The 17,633-nt window shown below is 72.5% G+C and carries 17 protein-coding genes; 6 read left to right on the top strand and 11 right to left on the bottom strand.

Annotation, left to right across the window (positions count from 1 at the left end):
• Positions 1-27: 27 nt before the first annotated feature.
• On the bottom strand, positions 28-2,472 hold the full coding sequence (locus OO47_RS18265; protein ID WP_030219097.1) for an outer membrane protein assembly factor BamB family protein: 2,445 nt from the start codon (positions 2,470-2,472) through the stop codon (positions 28-30).
• Between the two features lie 157 nt (positions 2,473-2,629).
• The gene (locus tag OO47_RS18260) at positions 2,630-3,520 is read right to left on the bottom strand and encodes a VOC family protein (protein ID WP_078489726.1); all 891 of its coding nucleotides are present in this window, start codon (positions 3,518-3,520) and stop codon (positions 2,630-2,632) included.
• Positions 3,521-3,937: 417 nt separating this feature from the next.
• Here OO47_RS18260 and OO47_RS18255 point away from each other — a divergent pair, with 417 nt between their 5' ends.
• Both OO47_RS18255 and OO47_RS18250 read left to right on the top strand, forming a co-directional pair.
• On the top strand, positions 3,938-4,585 hold the full coding sequence (locus OO47_RS18255; protein ID WP_030219103.1) for a TetR family transcriptional regulator: 648 nt from the start codon (positions 3,938-3,940) through the stop codon (positions 4,583-4,585).
• A 157-nt stretch (positions 4,586-4,742) separates the two neighbouring features.
• Positions 4,743-5,408, top strand: coding sequence for a pyridoxine/pyridoxamine 5'-phosphate oxidase (locus OO47_RS18250; protein WP_030219107.1), 666 nt, complete (start codon positions 4,743-4,745; stop codon positions 5,406-5,408).
• Between the two features lie 17 nt (positions 5,409-5,425).
• Here the strand turns inward: OO47_RS18250 and OO47_RS18245 are convergent, their stop codons facing one another.
• From OO47_RS18245 to OO47_RS18230, 4 genes are all read right to left on the bottom strand, one after another.
• Positions 5,426-7,351, bottom strand: coding sequence for an AMP-dependent synthetase/ligase (locus OO47_RS18245; RefSeq protein WP_078489725.1), 1,926 nt, complete (start codon positions 7,349-7,351; stop codon positions 5,426-5,428).
• A 219-nt stretch (positions 7,352-7,570) separates the two neighbouring features.
• A complete protein-coding gene (locus tag OO47_RS18240) occupies positions 7,571-8,215 on the bottom strand; it encodes a TetR/AcrR family transcriptional regulator (RefSeq protein ID WP_199812311.1) in 645 nt (214 codons plus the stop codon).
• 112 nt (positions 8,216-8,327) lie between these two features.
• Positions 8,328-9,683, bottom strand: a complete 1,356-nt coding sequence (locus OO47_RS18235; protein WP_033209506.1) for a dicarboxylate/amino acid:cation symporter — start codon at positions 9,681-9,683, stop codon at positions 8,328-8,330.
• A gap of 431 nt (positions 9,684-10,114) precedes the next feature.
• Positions 10,115-10,381 carry a DUF4229 domain-containing protein gene (locus OO47_RS18230; RefSeq protein WP_030219120.1) on the bottom strand — a complete coding sequence of 89 codons (267 nt, stop codon included), beginning with the start codon at positions 10,379-10,381 and terminating at the stop codon, positions 10,115-10,117.
• Between the two features lie 129 nt (positions 10,382-10,510).
• Between OO47_RS18230 and OO47_RS18225 the strand changes: the two genes are divergently transcribed.
• Together OO47_RS18225 and OO47_RS18220 are read left to right on the top strand one after the other, a co-directional pair.
• Positions 10,511-11,044 carry a GNAT family N-acetyltransferase gene (locus OO47_RS18225; RefSeq protein WP_030219123.1) on the top strand — a complete coding sequence of 178 codons (534 nt, stop codon included), beginning with the start codon at positions 10,511-10,513 and terminating at the stop codon, positions 11,042-11,044.
• Positions 11,045-11,150: 106 nt separating this feature from the next.
• Entirely contained in the window at positions 11,151-12,017 is an 867-nt protein-coding gene (locus OO47_RS18220) for an AraC family transcriptional regulator (RefSeq protein WP_030219127.1), read from the top strand.
• A gap of 46 nt (positions 12,018-12,063) precedes the next feature.
• Here OO47_RS18220 and mqnE read toward each other — a convergent pair whose 3' ends face one another.
• A complete protein-coding gene (gene mqnE, locus OO47_RS18215) occupies positions 12,064-13,227 on the bottom strand; it encodes an aminofutalosine synthase MqnE (protein WP_030219131.1) in 1,164 nt (387 codons plus the stop codon).
• Positions 13,228-13,319: 92 nt separating this feature from the next.
• Entirely contained in the window at positions 13,320-13,775 is a 456-nt protein-coding gene (locus OO47_RS18210) for an Lrp/AsnC family transcriptional regulator (RefSeq protein WP_030219133.1), read from the bottom strand.
• Between the two features lie 150 nt (positions 13,776-13,925).
• Between OO47_RS18210 and OO47_RS37300 the strand changes: the two genes are divergently transcribed.
• Positions 13,926-14,063 (top strand): hypothetical protein, encoded by a 138-nt coding sequence (locus OO47_RS37300; RefSeq protein ID WP_167345352.1) that lies wholly within the window; start codon positions 13,926-13,928, stop codon positions 14,061-14,063.
• On the opposite strand, the gene OO47_RS18205 is transcribed toward OO47_RS37300, so the two are convergent.
• Genes OO47_RS18205 through OO47_RS18195 form a run of 3 tightly spaced genes read right to left on the bottom strand, consistent with a single transcriptional unit; the run spans position 14,060 to position 17,116 of the window.
• Positions 14,060-14,728, bottom strand: a complete 669-nt coding sequence (locus OO47_RS18205; RefSeq protein WP_030219136.1) for a UbiX family flavin prenyltransferase — start codon at positions 14,726-14,728, stop codon at positions 14,060-14,062. The two genes, OO47_RS37300 and OO47_RS18205, sit on opposite strands and share 4 nt — an antisense overlap.
• Positions 14,729-14,759: 31 nt before the next feature.
• Positions 14,760-15,662: a menaquinone biosynthesis prenyltransferase MqnP gene (mqnP, locus tag OO47_RS18200; protein ID WP_030219139.1), complete on the bottom strand. Its 903-nt coding sequence runs from the start codon at positions 15,660-15,662 to the stop codon at positions 14,760-14,762.
• Positions 15,659-17,116 (bottom strand): menaquinone biosynthesis decarboxylase, encoded by a 1,458-nt coding sequence (locus OO47_RS18195; RefSeq protein ID WP_030219141.1) that lies wholly within the window; start codon positions 17,114-17,116, stop codon positions 15,659-15,661. The genes mqnP and OO47_RS18195 overlap by 4 nt, the downstream gene beginning before the upstream one ends.
• A gap of 90 nt (positions 17,117-17,206) precedes the next feature.
• Here OO47_RS18195 and OO47_RS18190 point away from each other — a divergent pair, with 90 nt between their 5' ends.
• The gene (locus tag OO47_RS18190) at positions 17,207-17,593 is read left to right on the top strand and encodes a PLD nuclease N-terminal domain-containing protein (protein WP_030219144.1); all 387 of its coding nucleotides are present in this window, start codon (positions 17,207-17,209) and stop codon (positions 17,591-17,593) included.
• Positions 17,594-17,633 lie beyond the last annotated feature (40 nt).

Raw genomic sequence — 17,633 nt, 5'->3', positions numbered from 1 at the left:
GGGGACCGGCCCCGCCGCCCCGGTCCGTCAGCGGGGCGCCGCCGCCCCCCGGCCCGTCGCCGTGCCCTTCACCGCGTCCAGCGCGTACACGCAGCGGTCCTTGCTGCACGCGTACACGACCCCGCCCTTCGCCACCGGCGAGCCCGTGATCTCGCCGCCGGTCGCGAGCTTCCAGCGCAGCTGCCCGCCGGTCGCGTCCAGGGTGTACAGGACGTGGTCGGCCGAGCCGAAGTGGATCCGGCCGTCCGCGACCACCGGGGAGCCGACCAGTTCGCCGCCCGCCGCGAACCGCCACCGGGGCGTGCCGGTGACCGCGTCGAGCGTGTAGAGCGCGCTGCCGCTGCCCACGTGCACGTTGCCGTCCGCGACGAGCACCGGCTCGGCCGACTGGCGCTGCTCGGTCGCGATCCGCCAGCGGTCCTGCCCGGTGGTGGCGTCGAGCGCGTACACCGTGCCGAGGTGGTCGGCGAGGTACACCCCGCCGCCGGTGACCGCCGGGCCCGGCGCGAAGGCCGGCGGGGAGAGGAAGACGGCCGGCGCCTCGAAGTGCCAGCGGACGTGCCCGGCCGCGATGTCGATCGACAGGACCCGGGTCCCGGCCGACACGTACACGTAGCCGTCCTCGGCCGGGGCCACCCGTACGGGTACTCCCCCGCAGGAGGCGGCGTCCCCGATCGGGTACGACCAGCGCTCCACCCCGGTCCGCGCGTCGAGGGCCCACAGCCGGGCGTCCCGCCACACGTACACCGTGTCGCCGTGCACGACGGGCCCCGCCTCCGGGGTCTCGAAGTCGGTCTGCGCCCCGGTGACCTCCCACAGCTTGGCGCCGTTGGAGGCCTCCCAGCCCTGCACCCCGCCGCCGCGCGTGCCGGTGACGACCGTGCCCCGGTCGACCTTGAGCGAGTACACCCAGGCCTCGGTGCGCAGCCGCCAGCGCTCGCCGCCGTCGCCGGCGTCGAGGGCGTACAGGGTGGGCCCGTCGGAGGCGTGGATGCGGCCCCCGGCGACGGCCATGGACCAGGCCACGTCCCGGGTCTTGAACTGGCGCCGGCCGCTGCCCGTGTCCAGGGCGTGCACCTCGAAGGAGGTGACGTACAGCAGGTCGCCGTCGACGACCGGGGTGCCCCAGACGTCGTTGGACATGCGGAAGCGCCAGGGCCGCCAGTGGCCGGGCTCCGGCGGGGGCGGGGCCGGATCGGCGCCGCCGCCCTGCGCGGGCACGTTCAGCGGGAGGGAGCCGGGCGCCGGGCCGGGCTCGGCGCCGTGCGGGCCGCCGCCGGGCGGCCGGATCCAGCCGGTCGCGGGGCCCGCGTCGGCGCCCCGGCCGACGGCGAGCGCCGCCCGGGTGTCGGCGACCCGGGGGCCGGGCCCGATGGGCACGGTCCCGCCGCCGAGCCGCACGGGACCGCCCGCGCTCTCGGCGGGACCCGCGTGCCGGCCGCCGACGGGGGCGGGCGCGGGCCTGCCGCCGCTCCCGTTCCCGGGCCCGCGCTCCGGCCCGTACGGGTCGGGGAACCGGCCCGGCGGGTCCGACGGCGGCGGGGGCACGGGCGGGACGGGCGGCGCGGCCACCGGCCGGTTGCCGCCGCGCCGCCGCTCGATCATGGCGGTGGCGCTCGGCGGCAGCCAGGCCGAGGCCGTGCCGCTGTCGTCGCTGCCGGGGCCGAAGAGGTGCGGGGCGAGCTGGGCCTGGAGGTCGGCCGGGCTGGGGCGCCGGGAGACGTCCGTCTGCATGCAGGAGTCGATGAGGGGCCGCAGCTCGTCGGGCAGGCCCTCCAGGTCGGGGCCCTCGCGGAGCAGCATGAAGACGGTCTCGACCGGGTTGGCGCCGTGGTAGGGCGCGTGGCCGGTGGCGGCGAAGACCAGCATCGAGCCCAGCGAGAAGATGTCGCTGGCACCGGTGACGCTGCGCGAGTCGCGGGCCTGCTCGGGCGACATGTAGGCGGGGGTGCCGACGGCGACGTTGGTCATGGTCAGGCGCGTGTTGGAGACGCCGGACGCGATGCCGAAGTCGATCACCCGGGGGCCGTCCTCGACGACGAGGACGTTGGAGGGCTTGAGGTCGCGGTGGACCAGGCCCGCCCCGTGGATGGACTGGAGGGCCTCGGCGACGCCGGCCGCGAGCCAGCGCACGGCCTGGGCCGGGAGCGGCCCGCACTCGTTCACTATCTCTTCGAGGGAGGGCGCGGGCACGTAGGCGGTGGCCAGCCAGGGCACGGCGGCGCGCGGGTCGGCGTCGACGACGGCGGCCGTGTAGAAGCCCGAGACGGCCCGTGCGGCCTCCACCTCCCGGGTGAAGCGGACCCGGAACAGCTGGTCCTCCGCGAGCTCCGTGCGCACGGTCTTGATCGCCACGCGCCGGCCCGAGGCCGAGCGCGCGAGATAGACCAGACCCATTCCGCCCGCGCCGAGCCGGCCCAGCACTTCGAAGGGCCCGATGCGTCTCGGGTCGTGCTGCGTCAGCTGCTCCACTTGCCTGCCACCTCCCCGTACGGGCCATGAGGGTACGGCCCCGTGGCCCTGATTCTTCCTGTCCGGCGGCCCGGTGGCGAACCCGGGGGCGGATCGGGGTGTCGCCTGGTAGGGGGAGGGGCGGGGCCGGGGTGGACCGGGCGGGACGGCTGCGGGCCTATCGTCCTGTATCGCCCGATTCGGGGCTGGTGCGGGGCTCGGGGTGCGGTTCCGTACGGGGCCCGGTGCGGGCGGGTGCTCCGGCTCCGGTCTCCGGGTCGGGTCCGGGTCCGTCCTGCGGCTCCGCGAGCACCGCGAAGAGGGCGCCCTGGTTGTCGCGGAGGACGGCGACGCGGCCGTGCGGGGTGTCGCGGGCCGGGGTGACGACCCGGCCGCCGAGCCGGACGGTGGTGTCGCAGGCCCCGTCGCAGTCCTCGACGCAGAAGTAGACGAGGACGTGGCCGGGCATCTCGGCGGGGAAGTCGTCGGTGATCACGGCCCGGCCGCCGAAGGCGCTGTCGTCGCCGGGCCGGGAGCCGGGCGGCGACCAGACGCGGTAGTCGAGGCCGGGGCCCGCGCCCTCCTCCTCGGGGTCGGCCTGGCGGCCGAGGTAGCCGAAGACGGTGGCGTAGAAGGTGTCGACGGCGTCGGGGCGGCGCGTGTACACCTCCATCCAGCAGAAGGCGCCCGGCTCGTTCACCGTCGCGAAGCCGTCGTCGTCGCCCGCCTGGCGGAGGCCGAAGACGGCGCCGCCGGGGTCGGCGGCGAGCGCCAGGACGCCGAAGGGGCCGACGGGGTACGGGTCCATGACCATCCGGCCGCCGGCGGCTCCGATCCGGGCGGCGAGGGTGCCGGCGTTCTCGGTGGCGAGGTAGACGGTCCAGGTGGTGGGCATGCGGCCGTCCCGCTTGGGCACGAGCCCGGCGACCCGGCGCCCGCGCAGCAGGGCCTCGTCGCGGTCGGGGTCGAAGGTCCAGCCGAAGAGCTCGCCGTAGAAGCGCTTGCCCGCCTCCAGGTCGGGGAGCTGCGCGTCCACCCAGCACGGGGTGCCCTCAGTACGTACGGCCATGGCTTCACGCTAGGGCGGCGGCACCGGACGCGCGCGACCCGGCGGACGGGCGGAGGGGCGGTGCGGCGGGGTGGGACCCTTGCGGTGCCTGGGTTGTCCACCGAAGTTGTCCACAGACTGTTCATAACTCTATTCGGGTGCGCGATCCCCCGTTCGGCCCCGCACCCCGACGACCTCGGCCCGCGCCCCGACGACCTCGGCCCCGCACCCGGGCGCTCCCCGGCCCCGCACCCCGGCCCCCGACCCCGGTGGCGACAGCACCACCACCCTCCACTTTGTCTCAATATCGCCCCTCCCCTCCCGCCCTTCCCCCACCCCACACCCGCACCCACCTCGGAGAACACGGACGCACCAGGGGTGCACCCCATTTGCAGTCGGCCGAATCGCGCCCCGAGGCCCCGTCGGTAAGCTGACGGCATGACAGGACAAGTACGCACCGTCGACGGCCGCGTGGCCGGTCGACGCGGTCAGGCGACGCGGCAGAAGCTGCTCGACTGCCTCGGTGAGATGCTCAGCTCCTCGCCCTACCGGGACGTCAAGGTCATCGACGTGGCCCGGAAGGCGGGTACTTCACCCGCGACGTTCTATCAGTACTTCCCGGACGTCGAGGGGGCGGTTCTGGAGATCGCGGAGGAGATGGCGAAGGAGGGGGCGGGCCTCGCCGGCCTGGCCTCCGGCCGCTCCTGGGTCGGCAGGGCCGGCTGGCAGTCCTCCGAGGAACTCGTCGACGGCTTCCTGGACTTCTGGCGGAAGCACGACGCGATCCTCCGCGTCGTGGACCTCGGCGCCGCCGAGGGCGACAAGCGGTTCTACAAGATCCGCATGAAGATCCTGAACTCGGTCACCAACTCCCTGACGGACGCGGTGAAGGAGCTCCAGGCCAAGGGCAAGGTCGACAAGGACGTCAGTCCCGCAGCGATGGCCGGCTCCCTGGTGACGATGCTGGCCGCGGTCGCGGGGCACCAGAAGGGCTTCCAGACCTGGGGCGTGAAGCAGGCCGAACTGAAGCCGAACCTGGCCCTGTTGGTGCACCTGGGCATCACCGGCAAGAAGCCGACCAGATAGCCGCACCCCCTCCTTCACCCGTCCTGTCGCCGACGCCGGCGGCGGTCCGCTCCCACGGACCGCCGCCGGCGTCGCCGTCTCCGGGGCCGTACGGCGGAACGGACGCGAAGAGGACCCGTCCCCGCGACCACCGCGCCCCCGTGACTACCGTGACCCCATGACGACCGACTTCGACCGCGCCCTGCGCTCCCTGCGGGTCTGGGACACCGCGCTGCCCGCCTTCGACCCGGCCGGCGCCCCGCCCGAGCCGCTCGCCCTCTTCCACGACTGGTTCACGGCGGCCGTCGCGGCCGGCCAGTCCGAGCCGCACACCCCCTTCCTGGCCACCGCGGACGAGGACGGCCGTCCGGACGTGCGGGTGGTGATGCTGCACGGCGCCGACGCGCGCGGCTGGCACTTCGCCTCGCACTCCACCAGCGCCAAGGGCCGTCAGCTCGCCGCCCGCCCGGAGGCGGCGCTCGGCTTCTACTGGCCGGTCCAGGGCCGCCAGGTCCGGGTCAGGGGCCGCGTCGCCACCGGCACCCCCGAGGAGGCGTACGAGGACCTCCACGCCCGCACCACCGGCGCCCTCGCGGCGGCCCTGGTGGGCCGGCAGAGCGAGGTCCTGGACTCCCCGGAGACCCTGGCGGAGGCGAGCGCGGCGGCCTGGCGCCGGGCGGAGGCGGAGCCGGACGCCCCGGCCCCCACCTGGACCCCGTACACGATCGAACCGGACGAGGTCGAGTTCTTCCAGGGCGACGAGCGCCGCCGCCACGTCCGCCTCCGCTACCGCCGCGCCCCGTCGTCGCCCGACGGCTGGATCCGCGAACTCCTCTGGCCGTAGCGCCCGTTCACCGCCGGCTACTCGCTCCCCGACGGATACATCTCCTCGACCTCCCGCGCGAAGTCCCGGAGCACCGCGCCCCTTCGGAGCTTCAGGGACGGGGTGAGGTGGCCCGAGGCCTCCGAGAAGTCGGTGGTCAGGACGCGGAAGGCACGGATGGACTCGGCGCGGGAGACGAGCCGGTTGGCGTCGTCCACGCCCCGCTGGAGGGCGGCGAGCAGTTCCCCGTCGCGGGTCAGCTCCCAGAGCGCCAGGTGCTCCTTGCCCCGCATCCGCCGCCAGTGCGACAGGCCCTCGTGGTCCAGGGTGATCAGGGCCGTGACGTACGGGCGGTCGTCGCCGAGCACCATGCACTGGGCGACCAGCGGGTGCGCCCGCAGCCAGTCCTCCAGCGGGGCGGGGGCCACGTTCTTGCCGGCCGAGGTGACGATGAGGTCCTTCTTGCGGCCGGTGATCCGCAGGTAGCCGTCGGCGTCGAGGGAGCCCAGGTCGCCGGTGGGGAACCAGCCCTCGTCGGTGTACGGCACGGCCGCCCCGCGCTGCGCGTCCCAGTACCCGGCGAAGACGTGGCCGCCCCTGAGCCAGACCTCGCCGTCGTCGGCGATCCGGACGGCGGTGCCCGGCAGCGGCCAGCCGACGGTCCCGGTGCGCGGCCGGCGCGGCGGGGTGACCGTGGAGGCGGCCGTGGTCTCCGTCAGGCCGTACCCCTCGAAGACCTCGACGCCCGCGCCCGCGAAGAACTCCGCGAGCCGGGCGCCGAGCGGGGAGCCGCCGCAGATCACGTACTTCACGCGTCCGCCGAGCGCGTTCCGTATCCGCCGGTAGACCAGCGGGTCGTAGAGCGCGCGGGCGGCGCGCAGCGGCAGCGAGGGCGAGCCCTCCCGGCCGTAGCGGCGGGCCACCCGGGCGGCCCGGTCGAAGGCGGCGGCCCTCCCGCCGCGTTCGGCGGTGGCGCGGGCGGTGTTGAAGACCTTCTCCAGGACGTACGGGATGGCCAGGAGGAAGGTCGGCCGGAAGGCGGCCAGGTCGGCGAGGAGTCCGTCGCCCTCGACGGAGGGCGCGTGTCCGACCCGTACCCGGGCGCGCACGCAGCCGACCGAGACCATCCGGCCGAAGACGTGGGAGAGCGGCAGGAAGAGGAGGGTGGCGGGGGGCTCCTTGCTCTCCGGGACGAAGACGGGGTGGAGGAGCCGGACGGCGTTGTCGACCTCGGCGAAGAAGTTGGCGTGGGTGAGGGCGCAGCCCTTGGGGCGGCCGGTGGTGCCGGAGGTGTAGACGAGGGTGGCGAGGGTCTCCGGGGTGAGCAGTCCCCGGCGGGCGGTGACGGTCTCGTCGGAGACCCGCTCCCCCGCCCGCCGGAGCAGTTCGACGGCGCCGGTGTCGATCGCCCAGAGGTGGGCCAGGCCGGGGAGCCGGCGCCGTTCGGCGGCGACGAGCCGGGCCTGCTCGGGGTCCTCGACGACGCAGGCGGCGGCGCCGGAGTCCTGGAGGATCCAGCGGGTCTGGAAGGCGGAGGAGGTGGGGTGGACCGGGACGGTGACGAGTCCGGCGGCCCAGGCCGCGAAGTCGAGCAGGGTCCACTCGTAGGTGGTGCGGGCCATGAGGGCGAGCCGGTCGCCGGGCCGGAGGCCGTGGGCGACGAGGCCCTTGGCGACGGCGTGCACCTCGGCGGCGAAGACGCCGGCCGGGACGTCGTACCACGCGCCGTCCGGTCCCTTGCGGGAGAAGAGGGGGACGTCGGGGTCCTGGCGGGCGTTGTCGTACGGCAGGTCGGCGAGGGAGCCGCGGGCGATCCGGGGGGCGAGGGCGGGGACGGAGACCTCCCGCACCCGCCCGTCGACCAGGAGCTTGTGCGGTTCGACCGGCTCGGTCCCGGCTGCGGCGGTGGCGACGGACACGTGCGGCTCCTCGGTCTTCGCGACGAACTGAGACGTGCGGGGCATACGAGGTCTGCGGGGTGTACGAGGGCGTGCGGGGTGCACGAGGACAGCGGGGCGTGCAGGGCGTGCAGGGCGTGCGGGGCGTGCAGGGCGTGCAGGGCGTGCAGGGCGTGCAGGGCGTGCGGGGCGTGCGGGGCGTGCGGGGTCGAACTCGACTGCCGTACGGGCGCGTTGTGGCCCGCGACGATTTAACCAGTCAGTAACCTTACTGCGCGGTAAGGCTCAGCGGGGAGACCAGCGCTCGCTTTTCATGAGGTTCCCGAGGCCCGCCCAGGCGAAGTTCATCAGCGTCGCGGCCGCCTCCTTCGCCGTCACCCCCGGCGCCTCGTTCGCCCAGGTCGCCAGGGACTCCGCCGAGCCGACCAGGGCCTGCGCGAGCGCGGTCACGTCCCGCTCCGTGATCGTCGCGGCCCCGTGCGCCCCGCGCGCCGCCTCGCCGATGAGCCCCGCCACGTAGACCGCGATCTCCTCCCGCATGCGGGACGCCTCGGTCGCGAACGGCTCCCCCTGCGTCCGGGCCTGCCGACTCAGCACCACCCAGGAGTCGGGGTGCTCGGCGGCGTACGTGAAGAAGGCGAGCAGTCCCGCCCACAGCCGCTCGTCGGGCGGCAGCTCCCCGCCCTCGACCCCGGCGGCCACGGCGGCGAGCAGCGCCTCGGCCTCCCGCCGGATGCAGGCGGTGAACAGCTCCTCCTTGGAGTTCAGGTAGAGGTACACCAGCGGCTTGGAGACCCCCGCGAGCTCGGCGATCTCGTCCATGGAGGCCGTCTGGTAGCCGCGCCGCGCGAAGCTCCGGACGGCCGCGTCCAGCATCTGCCGCTCCCGCACGGCACGCGGCAGCCGCCGCGCCTTCGCACCGTCGGCCATGGCGCCCACTCCCTGCTTCCCGCTGCTTTCAAGATCCACCGCGTGCCCCGGAGCAGCCTAGTGCCCCCGCCCGGCAGGGGACGGGGGCACCGGAACGGCGGGAGCGCGTCGGTCAGGCCGCGACCAGGACCTTCTCGTCCTCCGTGCGCGCCTCGGTCGGGTCGTCGATCGGGGACGACGAGGCGTTCTCGTACGCGGTGTGGTCGAGGATCTTCTCGCGGGCGGCGACGATCACCGGGACCAGCGCCTGGCCCGCGACGTTCGTGGCGGTGCGCATCATGTCGATGATCGGGTCGATCGCCATGAGCAGGCCGACGCCCGCGAGCGGCAGGTCCAGGGTGGAGAGCGTCAGGGTCAGCATCACGGTCGCGCCGGTCAGGCCGGCCGTGGCCGCCGAGCCGACCACCGAGACGAAGGCGATCAGGAGGTAGTCCTGGATGCCGAGCTGCACGTCGAAGATCTGCGCGATGAAGATCGCGGCGAGCGCCGGGTAGATCGCGGCGCAGCCGTCCATCTTGGTGGTGGCGCCGAACGGGACGGCGAAGGAGGCGTACTCCTTCGGGACGCCGAGGCGCTCGGTGACCTTCTGGGTGAGCGGCATGGTGCCGACCGAGGAGCGGGAGACGAAGGCCAGCTGGATGGCCGGCCAGGCGCCCTTGAAGAACTGGAGCGGGCTGACCTTGGCCACCGTGGCGAGCAGCAGCGGGTAGACGCCGAAGAGGACGATCGCGCAGCCGACGTACACGTCGGCGGTGAAGGTGGCGTACTTGCCGATCAGGTCCCAGCCGTAGTCCGCGATGGCGAAGCCGATGAGGCCGACGGTGCCGATCGGGGCGAGGCGGATGACCCACCACAGGGCCTTCTGGAGCAGTTCGAGGACCGACTCGGAGAGGGCGAGGATCGGCTTGGCGCGGTCGCCGAGCTTCAGGGCGGCGATGCCGGCGACGGCGGCCATGAAGACGATCTGGAGGACGTTCAGCTCGGTGAACGGCGTGATGACGTCCGTCGGGACGATGCCGGTGAGGAAGTCGATCCAGGAGCCCTCGCGCTTCGGCAGCTTGCCGTCCTGCGGGGTGAGGCCGGTGCCGGAGCCCGGGTTGGTGATCAGGCCGATCGCGAGGCCGATGCCGACCGCGATCAGGGAGGTGATCATGAACCAGAGCAGGGTGCGGGAGGCGAGCCGGGCGGCGTTGTTCACCTTCCGCAGGTTGGTGATCGACACCAGGATCGCGAAGAAGACGAGCGGGGCGACGGCCAGCTTGAGCAGCTGGACGAAGATGTCGCCGACCTGGCCGAGGGTCTCCTTCAGCCAGGAGACGTCCTGGCTGCGGGCGATCCAGCCGAGCAGGGCGCCGAGGACCAGACCGACGATGATCTGGGCCCAGAAGGGGACCTTGGGTATCCGGGACGAGGGCTTGGACCCGGGGGCCTCGGAGGCTCCGGAGGCCTCGGAAACGGACGTGGACACAGACACACTCCACAGGGCGTATCGGGGGAATACGAGGACGGGGGTGCGGCCACGGAAACGCGCTCGGGCGCGGGCCGCCGCATGAATGCCGGGAAGGTCAGAGCTCGCGGCGGCAACACGCCGCGGACATGCTGGGGGTCCCCCCTGCACGAGCGCAGCGAAGCGCTTGGGGGAGGCACAGGTCGACGTGCAGGCGCGCCACGAGCGGAGGGCCCATGGCGTCGGAGGTGCGCGCTGCGGTCTTCATGTCGAACACGTTAACACTTGAACTTTGAGAACCTCAAAGCTCTTCTTTGGGGTACGGAGACGCCCCTCCGCCTCCGAAACGCAGAAACCCCCAGGCCGGAGCCTTGGAAGCTCCTACCCGGGGGTAGATGTGTGATGAAACTTACGGAATCCTTACGCGGTCTCCACGGCCGGAGGGCGAGGCCCTACGACGCGTCCTCGCGGGACCGGTTCTCCGCGAGGCGCCCCTTCGCGCGGTCGACCTTCTCCGCGATCTCGGCGCTCATCTCGTCGCGCTGCCCGCGCAGGAGGACGAAGCTGAGCGGGGCGGAGACGACGACGGAGAGGACGAGGACCCAGAGCAGGTTGGAGTCGCCGAGGCCGCGCGGCAGCGCGCCGACGTAGACGAGGCCCCACAGGGCGAGGAAGCACCCGGCGAAGATCCCGAGCCGCAGCACCGTGTAGCGGAGCATGTCAGTCACTCTTCCTGTTCCGAAAAGATCCCCTACGGGACGAGCGTCCTCCCCAGTGAAGCACGGGGCCGCGCGGCCCCCGGTACCGGCCCTCTTGAGCACCCGTCGCGTAATAGATAATCTCAATGCATGACCCTTACGTTCGAGATGGATCCGGCGGTCGGTCCCGCCCTGCGGGACGGCGTCCTCGCCCTCTGGGCCGACGTCTCCGCCGCGGGCGGCGCCGTCGGCTTCGTCCCGCCCGTGACCCCCGACGAGATCCGCCCCGCCCTGCTCAGGCACCTCGTCGACATGGCCCGCGGCGACACCCGTCTGCTCGTCGGCCGCGACGAGGACGGCGAGGTCGCCGCCACCGCCTTCTTCACCTTCAACACCCACCCCCTGATGACGCACTGGGTGTGGCTCTACACCGTGATGGTCCACCCCCGGCACCAGGGCGGGGGGCACGGCCGCGACCTCATGGCGGCGGTCGAGCACACCGCCCGTACCGCCGAGGGCTTCGAGGCCGTCGAGGCGATCCGGCTGACCTGCCGGGGCGGCACCGGCGTCGACGGCTTCTACGCCAAGTGCGGCTACAAGGAGGTCGGCCGCGTCCCCGGCGCGATCCGGGTCGCCCCCGGGGACGACCGCGACGACATCATCATGCTGCTGCCCCTCGCCTGACCCGCCCGGCCCGAACCACCCGACCGGACCGGGCACAGGATGTCGGGTCCGGCCCCCCGGCCCCTTCCTACGGTGGGGACACGGAAAAGGAAGGACGGGCGACCACATGCTGGAGCGGCTGAACCAGGCCCTCGACCACATCGAGGAGCACCTGCGCGGTGACCTCGACCCGGCCGGGCTCGCCCGGATCGCGACGACCTCGGAGTACCACTTCCGGCGCCTGTTCTCGGCGCTCGCGGGGATGCCGCTGTCGGAGTACGTGCGGCGCAGACGGCTCACCGTCGCGGGCGCCGAGGTGCTCGCCGGCGAGCGGACGCTCCTGGAGGTCGCGGTGCGGTACGGCTACGGCTCCGGGGAGGCGTTCGCCCGCGCGTTCCGCGCGGTGCACGGCGTCGGCCCCGGCGAGGCCCGCCGCACCGGGGCCGCCCTGCGCTCCCAGCCGCGCGTGTCCTTCCGCCTCGTCGTCGAAGGGAACAGCAGCATGCGGTACAGGATCGTGGCGAAGGACGCCTTCCGGATCATCGGGCGCGGGGCCCGGGTCCCCCTGGTCCACGAGGGCGAGAACCCGGCGATCGCCGCCCACATCCGGTCCATCGGCCAGGAGGGCCTGGCCCGACTCGCCCGCCTCTCGGACGGGGAGCCCGCGGGCGTCCTGTCGACGGTCACCCACCTCTCGGACGGCCGCGAGGAGGGCGCCGAGCTGGACTACTGGCACGGGGCGGTGAGCGGCGCCGACGTGCCGGAGGAGTTCGACGCGCTCGACGTGGCCGCCGGGACCTGGGCCGTCTTCGAGAACGAGGGCCCCTACCCGAAGGCCCTCCAGTACCTCTGGCGGGACGTCTTCACCCAGTGGTTCCCGTCCAACCCGTACGCGAGCAGGCCGGGCCCCGAACTGCTCTCCGTACAGCCGTCGGAGGACTGGACGACGGCGCGGGCGGAGCTGTGGATCCCGGTGGAGCGCACGGAGACGTGACGAAGGGCCGGCGGGGAACCCCTCGCCGGCCCTTTCGCCCCGGGAATCAGACCCGCATCGGCTGCGGCGACTCGCGCCGCTCCGCGTCCGGGCCCGGGTACTCGCGGATGATCTCGTACCGCGTGTTCCGCTCGACCGGCCGGAAGCCGGCGTCCCGGATCAGTTCGAGCAGGTCCTCGCGGCCCAGCTTGTTCGGCGTGCCGTAGTTGTCGGCGTCGTGCGTGATCTTGTACTCGACGACCGAGCCGTCCATGTCGTCGGCGCCGTGCTGGAGCGCGAGCTGCGCGGTCTGCACGCCGTGCATGACCCAGAAGACCTTGACGTGCGGCACGTTGTCGAAGAGCAGCCGGGAGACCGCGAAGGTCTTCAGGGCCTCGGCCCCGGTCGCCATGGTGGTGCGCGCCTGGAGCCTGTTGCGGACCTTGCCGTCCTTCATGTCCACGAAGTCGTGCTGGTAGCGCAGCGGGATGAAGACCTGGAAGCCGTTCGTCTCGTCCTGGAGCTCGCGCAGCCGCAGCACGTGGTCCACGCGGTGGCGCGGCTCCTCGATGTGGCCGTAGAGCATGGTCGAGGGGGTCTTGAGCCCCTTCTCGTGGGCGAGCCGGTGGATCCGGGACCAGTCCTCCCAGTGGGTGCGGTGGTCCACGATGTGCTGCCGGACCTCCCAGTCGAAGATCTCGGCGCCGCCGCCGGTCAGCGACTCCAGACCGGCCTCGATCAGCTCGTCGAGGATGTCGGAGGCGGAGAGCCCGGAGATCGTCTCGAAGTGGTGGATCTCGGTGGCCGTGAACGCCTTGAGGGAGACGTTCGGGAGGGCCTTCTTCAGCTCGGAGAGGGAGCGCGGGTAGTACCGCCAGGGCAGGTTGGGGTGCAGCCCGTTGACGATGTGGAGCTCGGTGAGGTTCTCGTTCTCCATCGCCTTCGCGAGGCGCACGGCCTCCTCGATGCGCATGGTGTACGCGTCCTTCTCCCCCGGCTTGCGCTGGAAGGAGCAGTAGGCGCAGGAGGCGGTGCAGACGTTGGTCATGTTCAGGTGCCGGTTGACGTTGAAGTGGACCACGTCGCCGTTCTTGCGGGTCCGGACCTCGTGGGCCAGACCGCCGAGCCAGGCGAGGTCGTCGGACTCGTACAGGGCGATGCCGTCCTCACGGCTCAGCCGCTCACCGTCCCGGACCTTCTGCTCCAGCTCACGCTTGAGCCCCGCGTCCATGCGGCCGCCTCCCTTTTCTCCGAAATCAGACTTCGCCGTTCACCGTACTCTCAGCCCCGCCGTCAGCTCCCCTCCGCCCTCCTCGATCCTCCTCAGTCCTCCTCGGGCAGTTCCCCGACGCGGTTCTCCCACTTGGTGGAGAGGACGATCGTCGTACGGGTGCGGGAGACGCCCTTGGTGCCGCTGAGGCGGCGGATCGTCTTCTCCAGGCCGTCGACGTCGTTCGCGCGCACCTTGAGCATGAAGGAGTCGTCGCCGGCGATGAACCAGCAGTCCTCGATCTCGGCGAGGTCCTTGAGCCGGCGGGCCACGTCCTCGTGGTCGGCGGCGTCGGAGAGCGAGATGCCGATGAGGGCGGTGACGCCGAGGCCGAGCGAGGCGGCGTCGACGGTGGCGCGGTAGCCGGTGATGACCCCGGCCGCCTCCAGGCGGTTGATGCGGTCGGTGACGGAGGGGCCGGAGAGCCCGACGAGCCGGCCGAGTTCGGCGTACGAGGCGCGTCCGTTCTCGCGCAGGGCCTGGATGAGCTGCCTGTCCACGGCGTCCATAGGTATGAAGCCTTCCATTGTCCAGCGATACCGCGAGTTTAGGTATAGAATCTAAGGTACACAGGGGTCGACACCCTGTGATTCTTTCAGCAGATCAGAGTCGGCAGATCAAAGTCAGCAGATCAGAGCCGATCCCTCAGGATTTCAGGAGTGGTGTTCACCGTGTACACGATCGAGATGGCCCGTGCCCGCATGCGCGAGCTGCAGGACCTGGCCGACCGCTCGCGTGCCCACCAGCCCGTCCCCGCCCCGGAGCGCGCTCCCCGGAAGCGCGCGAAGAAGCGCTAACCGGACCGGAGGGCCGCACCCAGCTCTCCCTCCCAGCGGCGGTACAACCGGTGCGGCACCTTCGCCGCGTCCAGTACCCGCCCGGCGACGAAGTCCACCAGGTCCTGGATGTGCGTCGCCCCCGCGTAGAACGCCGGAGAGGCGGGCAGCACCACGGCGCCCGCCTCGTCCAGCGCCACCATGTGCTTGAGCGTCTGCCCGTTGAGCGGGGTCTCCCGCACGGCGACCACCAGCGGCCGCCGCTCCTTCAGCGTCACGCTCGCGACCCGTTGCAGCAGGTCCTTCGAGAGCCCCAGGGCCACTCCCGCCACCGCGGCGGTCGAGGCGGGCACCACCAGCATCCCCTTCGCCGGGTACGACCCCGAGGACGGTCCCGCGCCCAGGTCGCCGGCCGGCCAGTACCGCACGTCCGCCAGGTCCACGTCGAACGTGTCCGGCTTCCCGTCGGCGCCGCGCGCCAGCCAGGCCGCCAGGTCCTCGCGCCAGTGCGCGTCCCGGAACGAGATCCCGGTCTCGTCGAGCAGGGTGAGCCGCGAGGCCCGGGACACGACCAGGTCGACGCTCTCCCCGGCGGCGAGCAGCCCCCTCAGGACGGCGGCGGCGTACGGCGTGCCCGACGCCCCGGAAACCCCCACGATCCAGGGGGTGCGCTTGCCGTCGTTCATGCCGTCGAGCCTATCCGTGAGGGGTCCGGGGCTACGGGGCGAGCCCGCGGACCAGCAGGTCGAGGAGCGCGCAGACGAACAACGAGATCCCGATGAAGCCGTTCGTCGTGAAGAACGCGCGGTTCAGCCGGGACAGGTCGTGCGGCTTCACGATGGTGTGCTCGTAGCAGAACGCCGCCACGACGACCGCCAGGCCGATCCAGAAGAAGGCCCCGGCGCCGGTGGCGAGCGCGTACCAGACGAGCAGTCCGGTGGTCACGACCGCCGAGCCCCGCGCGCCCCACAGGGCGGCCGGGACGCCGAAGCGGGCCGGGACCGACATGACGCCGTGCGCCCGGTCCGCCTGCACGTCCTGGCAGGCGAAGATCAGGTCGAAGCCGCCGATCCACACGCCCACCGCGAGCCCCAGGATCACCGCGTCCCAGGACCACTCCCCGGTCACCGCGAGCCAGGCCCCGACGGGCCCCATGGCCTGGGCCAGGCCCAGGATCGCGTGCGGGAAGTTCGTGAACCTCTTCCCGTACGGGTAGACCACCATCGGTACGACGGCGAGCGGCGCGAGCGCCAGGCAGAGCGGGTTGAGCAGGGCGGCGGCCCCCAGGAACACCACGAGGGCGATCCCGGCCCCGGTCCACGCGGACCGCACGGACACGGCGCCGGTGACCAGCTCCCGGTTGGCGGTGCGCGGATTGCGGGCGTCGATCTCGCGGTCGATGATCCGGTTGCAGGCCATGGCGAAGGTCCGCAGCCCCACCATGCAGACGGTGACGAGCAGCAGCGTCCACCAGTGGACTCGCCGGTCCGTCTGGAACATCGCGGTGAGCGAGGCGATGTAGGCGAAGGGCAGCGCGAAGACCGAGTGCTCGATCATGACGAGCCTGAGGAAAGCCTTCGTACGCCCCGGCTGCGCGCCGGGCACGGCGGCGGTGGTCACAGCCCGTACTCCTTCCACCGCCGGTCGACCAAGGCGGCCGTCGCCGGGTCCGACTCGACCATGTCCGGCCAGCCGCCGTCCCGGGTGTAGCCCTCCTCGGGGAGCTTCCTGGTGGCGTCGATGCCCGCCTTGCCGCCCCAGAACTGCTGGTAGGAGGCGTGGTCGAGGTGGTCGACCGGGCCCTCCACCACGGTGAGGTCCCGGGCGTAGTCGGTGTTCCCGAGGGCCCGCCAGGCGACCTCGTGCAGGTCGTGCACGTCGCAGTCCTTGTCGACCACGACGATCAGCTTGGTCAGCGACATCATGTGCGCGCCCCAGATGGCGTGCATGACCTTCTGCGCGTGCTTCGGGTACCTCTTGTCGATCGAGACGATCGCGCAGTTGTGGAAGCCGCCGGACTCCGGCAGGTGGTAGTCCACGATGTCCGGCACGATGATCTTGAGCAGGGGCAGGAAGAAGCGTTCCGTCGCCCGCCCGAGCGGCCCGTCCTCGGTCGGCGGCCGGCCGACCACGATCGACTGGAGCAGCGGACGCTTCCGCATCGTGACGCAGTCGATCCTCAGGGCGGGGAAGGGCTCCTGCGGGGTGTAGAAGCCGGTGTGGTCGCCGAAGGGGCCCTCGGGCAGCATCTCGCCCGGCTCCAGCCACCCCTCGATGACGACCTCGGCCTGCGCCGGGACCTGGAGCGGGACGGTCTTGCAGTCGACCATCTCGATCCGCTTGCCCTGCACGAAGCCGGCGAACAGGTACTCGTCGATGTCGCCCGGCAGCGGGGCCGTCGAGGCGTACGTCACGGCCGGCGGGCAGCCGAAGGCGATCGCGACCGGCAGCCGCTCGCCCCGCTCGGCCGCCACCGCGTAGTGGTTCCGGCTGTCCTTGTGGATCTGCCAGTGCATGCCGATGGTGCGCTTGTCGTGCCGCTGGAGCCGGTAGAGGCCGAGGTTCCGGACGCCGGTCTCGGGGTGCTTGGTGTGGGTGAGCCCCAGGTTGAAGAAGGAGCCGCCGTCCTTCGGCCAGGTGAAGAGCGCGGGCAGCTTCTCCAGGTCGACGTCGTCGCCGGTGAGGACGACCTCCTGCACGGGCGCGTCGCCGGACTTCACCTTCTTCGGCGGCACGTGGACCATCGAGCCGAGCTTGCCGAAGGCCTCGCGGACCCCGACGAAGCCCTGCGGCAGCTCCGGCTTGAGGAGCCCGCCGATCTTCTCGCTGATCTCGCCGTACGACTTCAGGCCGAGCGCCTTGAGCAGCCGGCGGTCCGTCCCGAAGACGTTCATCGCCAGCGGCATCGAGGAGCCCTTGACGTTCTCGAAGAGGAGCGCCGGGCCTCCCGCCTTGTTCACGCGGTCGACGATCTCCCCGACCTCCAGGTACGGGTCGACTTCGGCCTTGATGCGCTTGAGGTCGCCTTCGCGGTCGAGGGCCCTGAGCAGCGAGCGGAGATCGTCGTAAGCCATAGGGGCAAGTATCGGTCACCGGCTACCCTGGACCTGTCACCGGGGCCGCCCGAGCGCGCCCCCGCCACCGCTTCCAGGGGGCTTTCCCACATGCTCAGGGCGCTGCTGTTCATCCTGCCGCTGGCGCTGATGATCTATGCCTTCATCGACTGCCTGAACACCCCGGAGGAAGAGGTCAAGCACCTTCCGAAGCCGGTGTGGGCGATCGTGATCCTGCTGTTCTCGATCGTCGGCGCGATCGGCTGGATCGTCGCGGGCAAGGAGCGCGGGCCGCGGGGCCGGGCCGGCGGCGGCCGGGGCGCGGGCGGCTGGGTGGCCCCCGACGACAACCCGGAGTTCCTGAAGTCCCTCAAGGACGACGGCCCCGCCGCGAAGGCCGAGGACGACGACGCCCTCCTCAAGGACTGGGAGGCGGACCTGCGGCGCCGCGAGGAGGAGCTGAAGCGGCGCGAGCGGGGCGAGGAGAACGAGGCCTGACGGACCCGGGGGCCTCTGGACGAGGCCCCCCGCCCCGGTC

The sequence above is a fragment of the Streptomyces bikiniensis genome, assembly GCF_000716625.1.
GTDB lineage: Bacteria > Actinomycetota > Actinomycetes > Streptomycetales > Streptomycetaceae > Streptomyces > Streptomyces bikiniensis.
This window is presented reverse-complemented; position numbering and strand designations above follow the sequence as displayed.

What these genes read in the sequence shown, in the direction of transcription:
- OO47_RS18260 (WP_078489726.1), bottom strand. Translation starts at nt 3,520, where the DNA reads ATGGCCGTACGTACTGAGGGCACCCCGTGCTGGGTGGACGCGCAGCTC.
- OO47_RS18255 (WP_030219103.1), top strand. Translation starts at nt 3,938, where the DNA reads ATGACAGGACAAGTACGCACCGTCGACGGCCGCGTGGCCGGTCGACGC.
- OO47_RS18250 (WP_030219107.1), top strand. Translation starts at nt 4,743, where the DNA reads ATGACGACCGACTTCGACCGCGCCCTGCGCTCCCTGCGGGTCTGGGAC.
- OO47_RS18245 (WP_078489725.1), bottom strand. Translation starts at nt 7,351, where the DNA reads ATGCCCCGCACGTCTCAGTTCGTCGCGAAGACCGAGGAGCCGCACGTG.
- OO47_RS18240 (WP_199812311.1), bottom strand. Translation starts at nt 8,215, where the DNA reads ATGGCCGACGGTGCGAAGGCGCGGCGGCTGCCGCGTGCCGTGCGGGAG.
- OO47_RS18230 (WP_030219120.1), bottom strand. Translation starts at nt 10,381, where the DNA reads ATGCTCCGCTACACGGTGCTGCGGCTCGGGATCTTCGCCGGGTGCTTC.
- OO47_RS18225 (WP_030219123.1), top strand. Translation starts at nt 10,511, where the DNA reads ATGACCCTTACGTTCGAGATGGATCCGGCGGTCGGTCCCGCCCTGCGG.
- OO47_RS18220 (WP_030219127.1), top strand. Translation starts at nt 11,151, where the DNA reads ATGCTGGAGCGGCTGAACCAGGCCCTCGACCACATCGAGGAGCACCTG.
- mqnE (WP_030219131.1), bottom strand. Translation starts at nt 13,227, where the DNA reads ATGGACGCGGGGCTCAAGCGTGAGCTGGAGCAGAAGGTCCGGGACGGT.
- OO47_RS18210 (WP_030219133.1), bottom strand. Translation starts at nt 13,775, where the DNA reads ATGGACGCCGTGGACAGGCAGCTCATCCAGGCCCTGCGCGAGAACGGA.
- OO47_RS18205 (WP_030219136.1), bottom strand. Translation starts at nt 14,728, where the DNA reads ATGAACGACGGCAAGCGCACCCCCTGGATCGTGGGGGTTTCCGGGGCG.
- OO47_RS18195 (WP_030219141.1), bottom strand. Translation starts at nt 17,116, where the DNA reads ATGGCTTACGACGATCTCCGCTCGCTGCTCAGGGCCCTCGACCGCGAA.
- OO47_RS18190 (WP_030219144.1), top strand. Translation starts at nt 17,207, where the DNA reads ATGCTCAGGGCGCTGCTGTTCATCCTGCCGCTGGCGCTGATGATCTAT.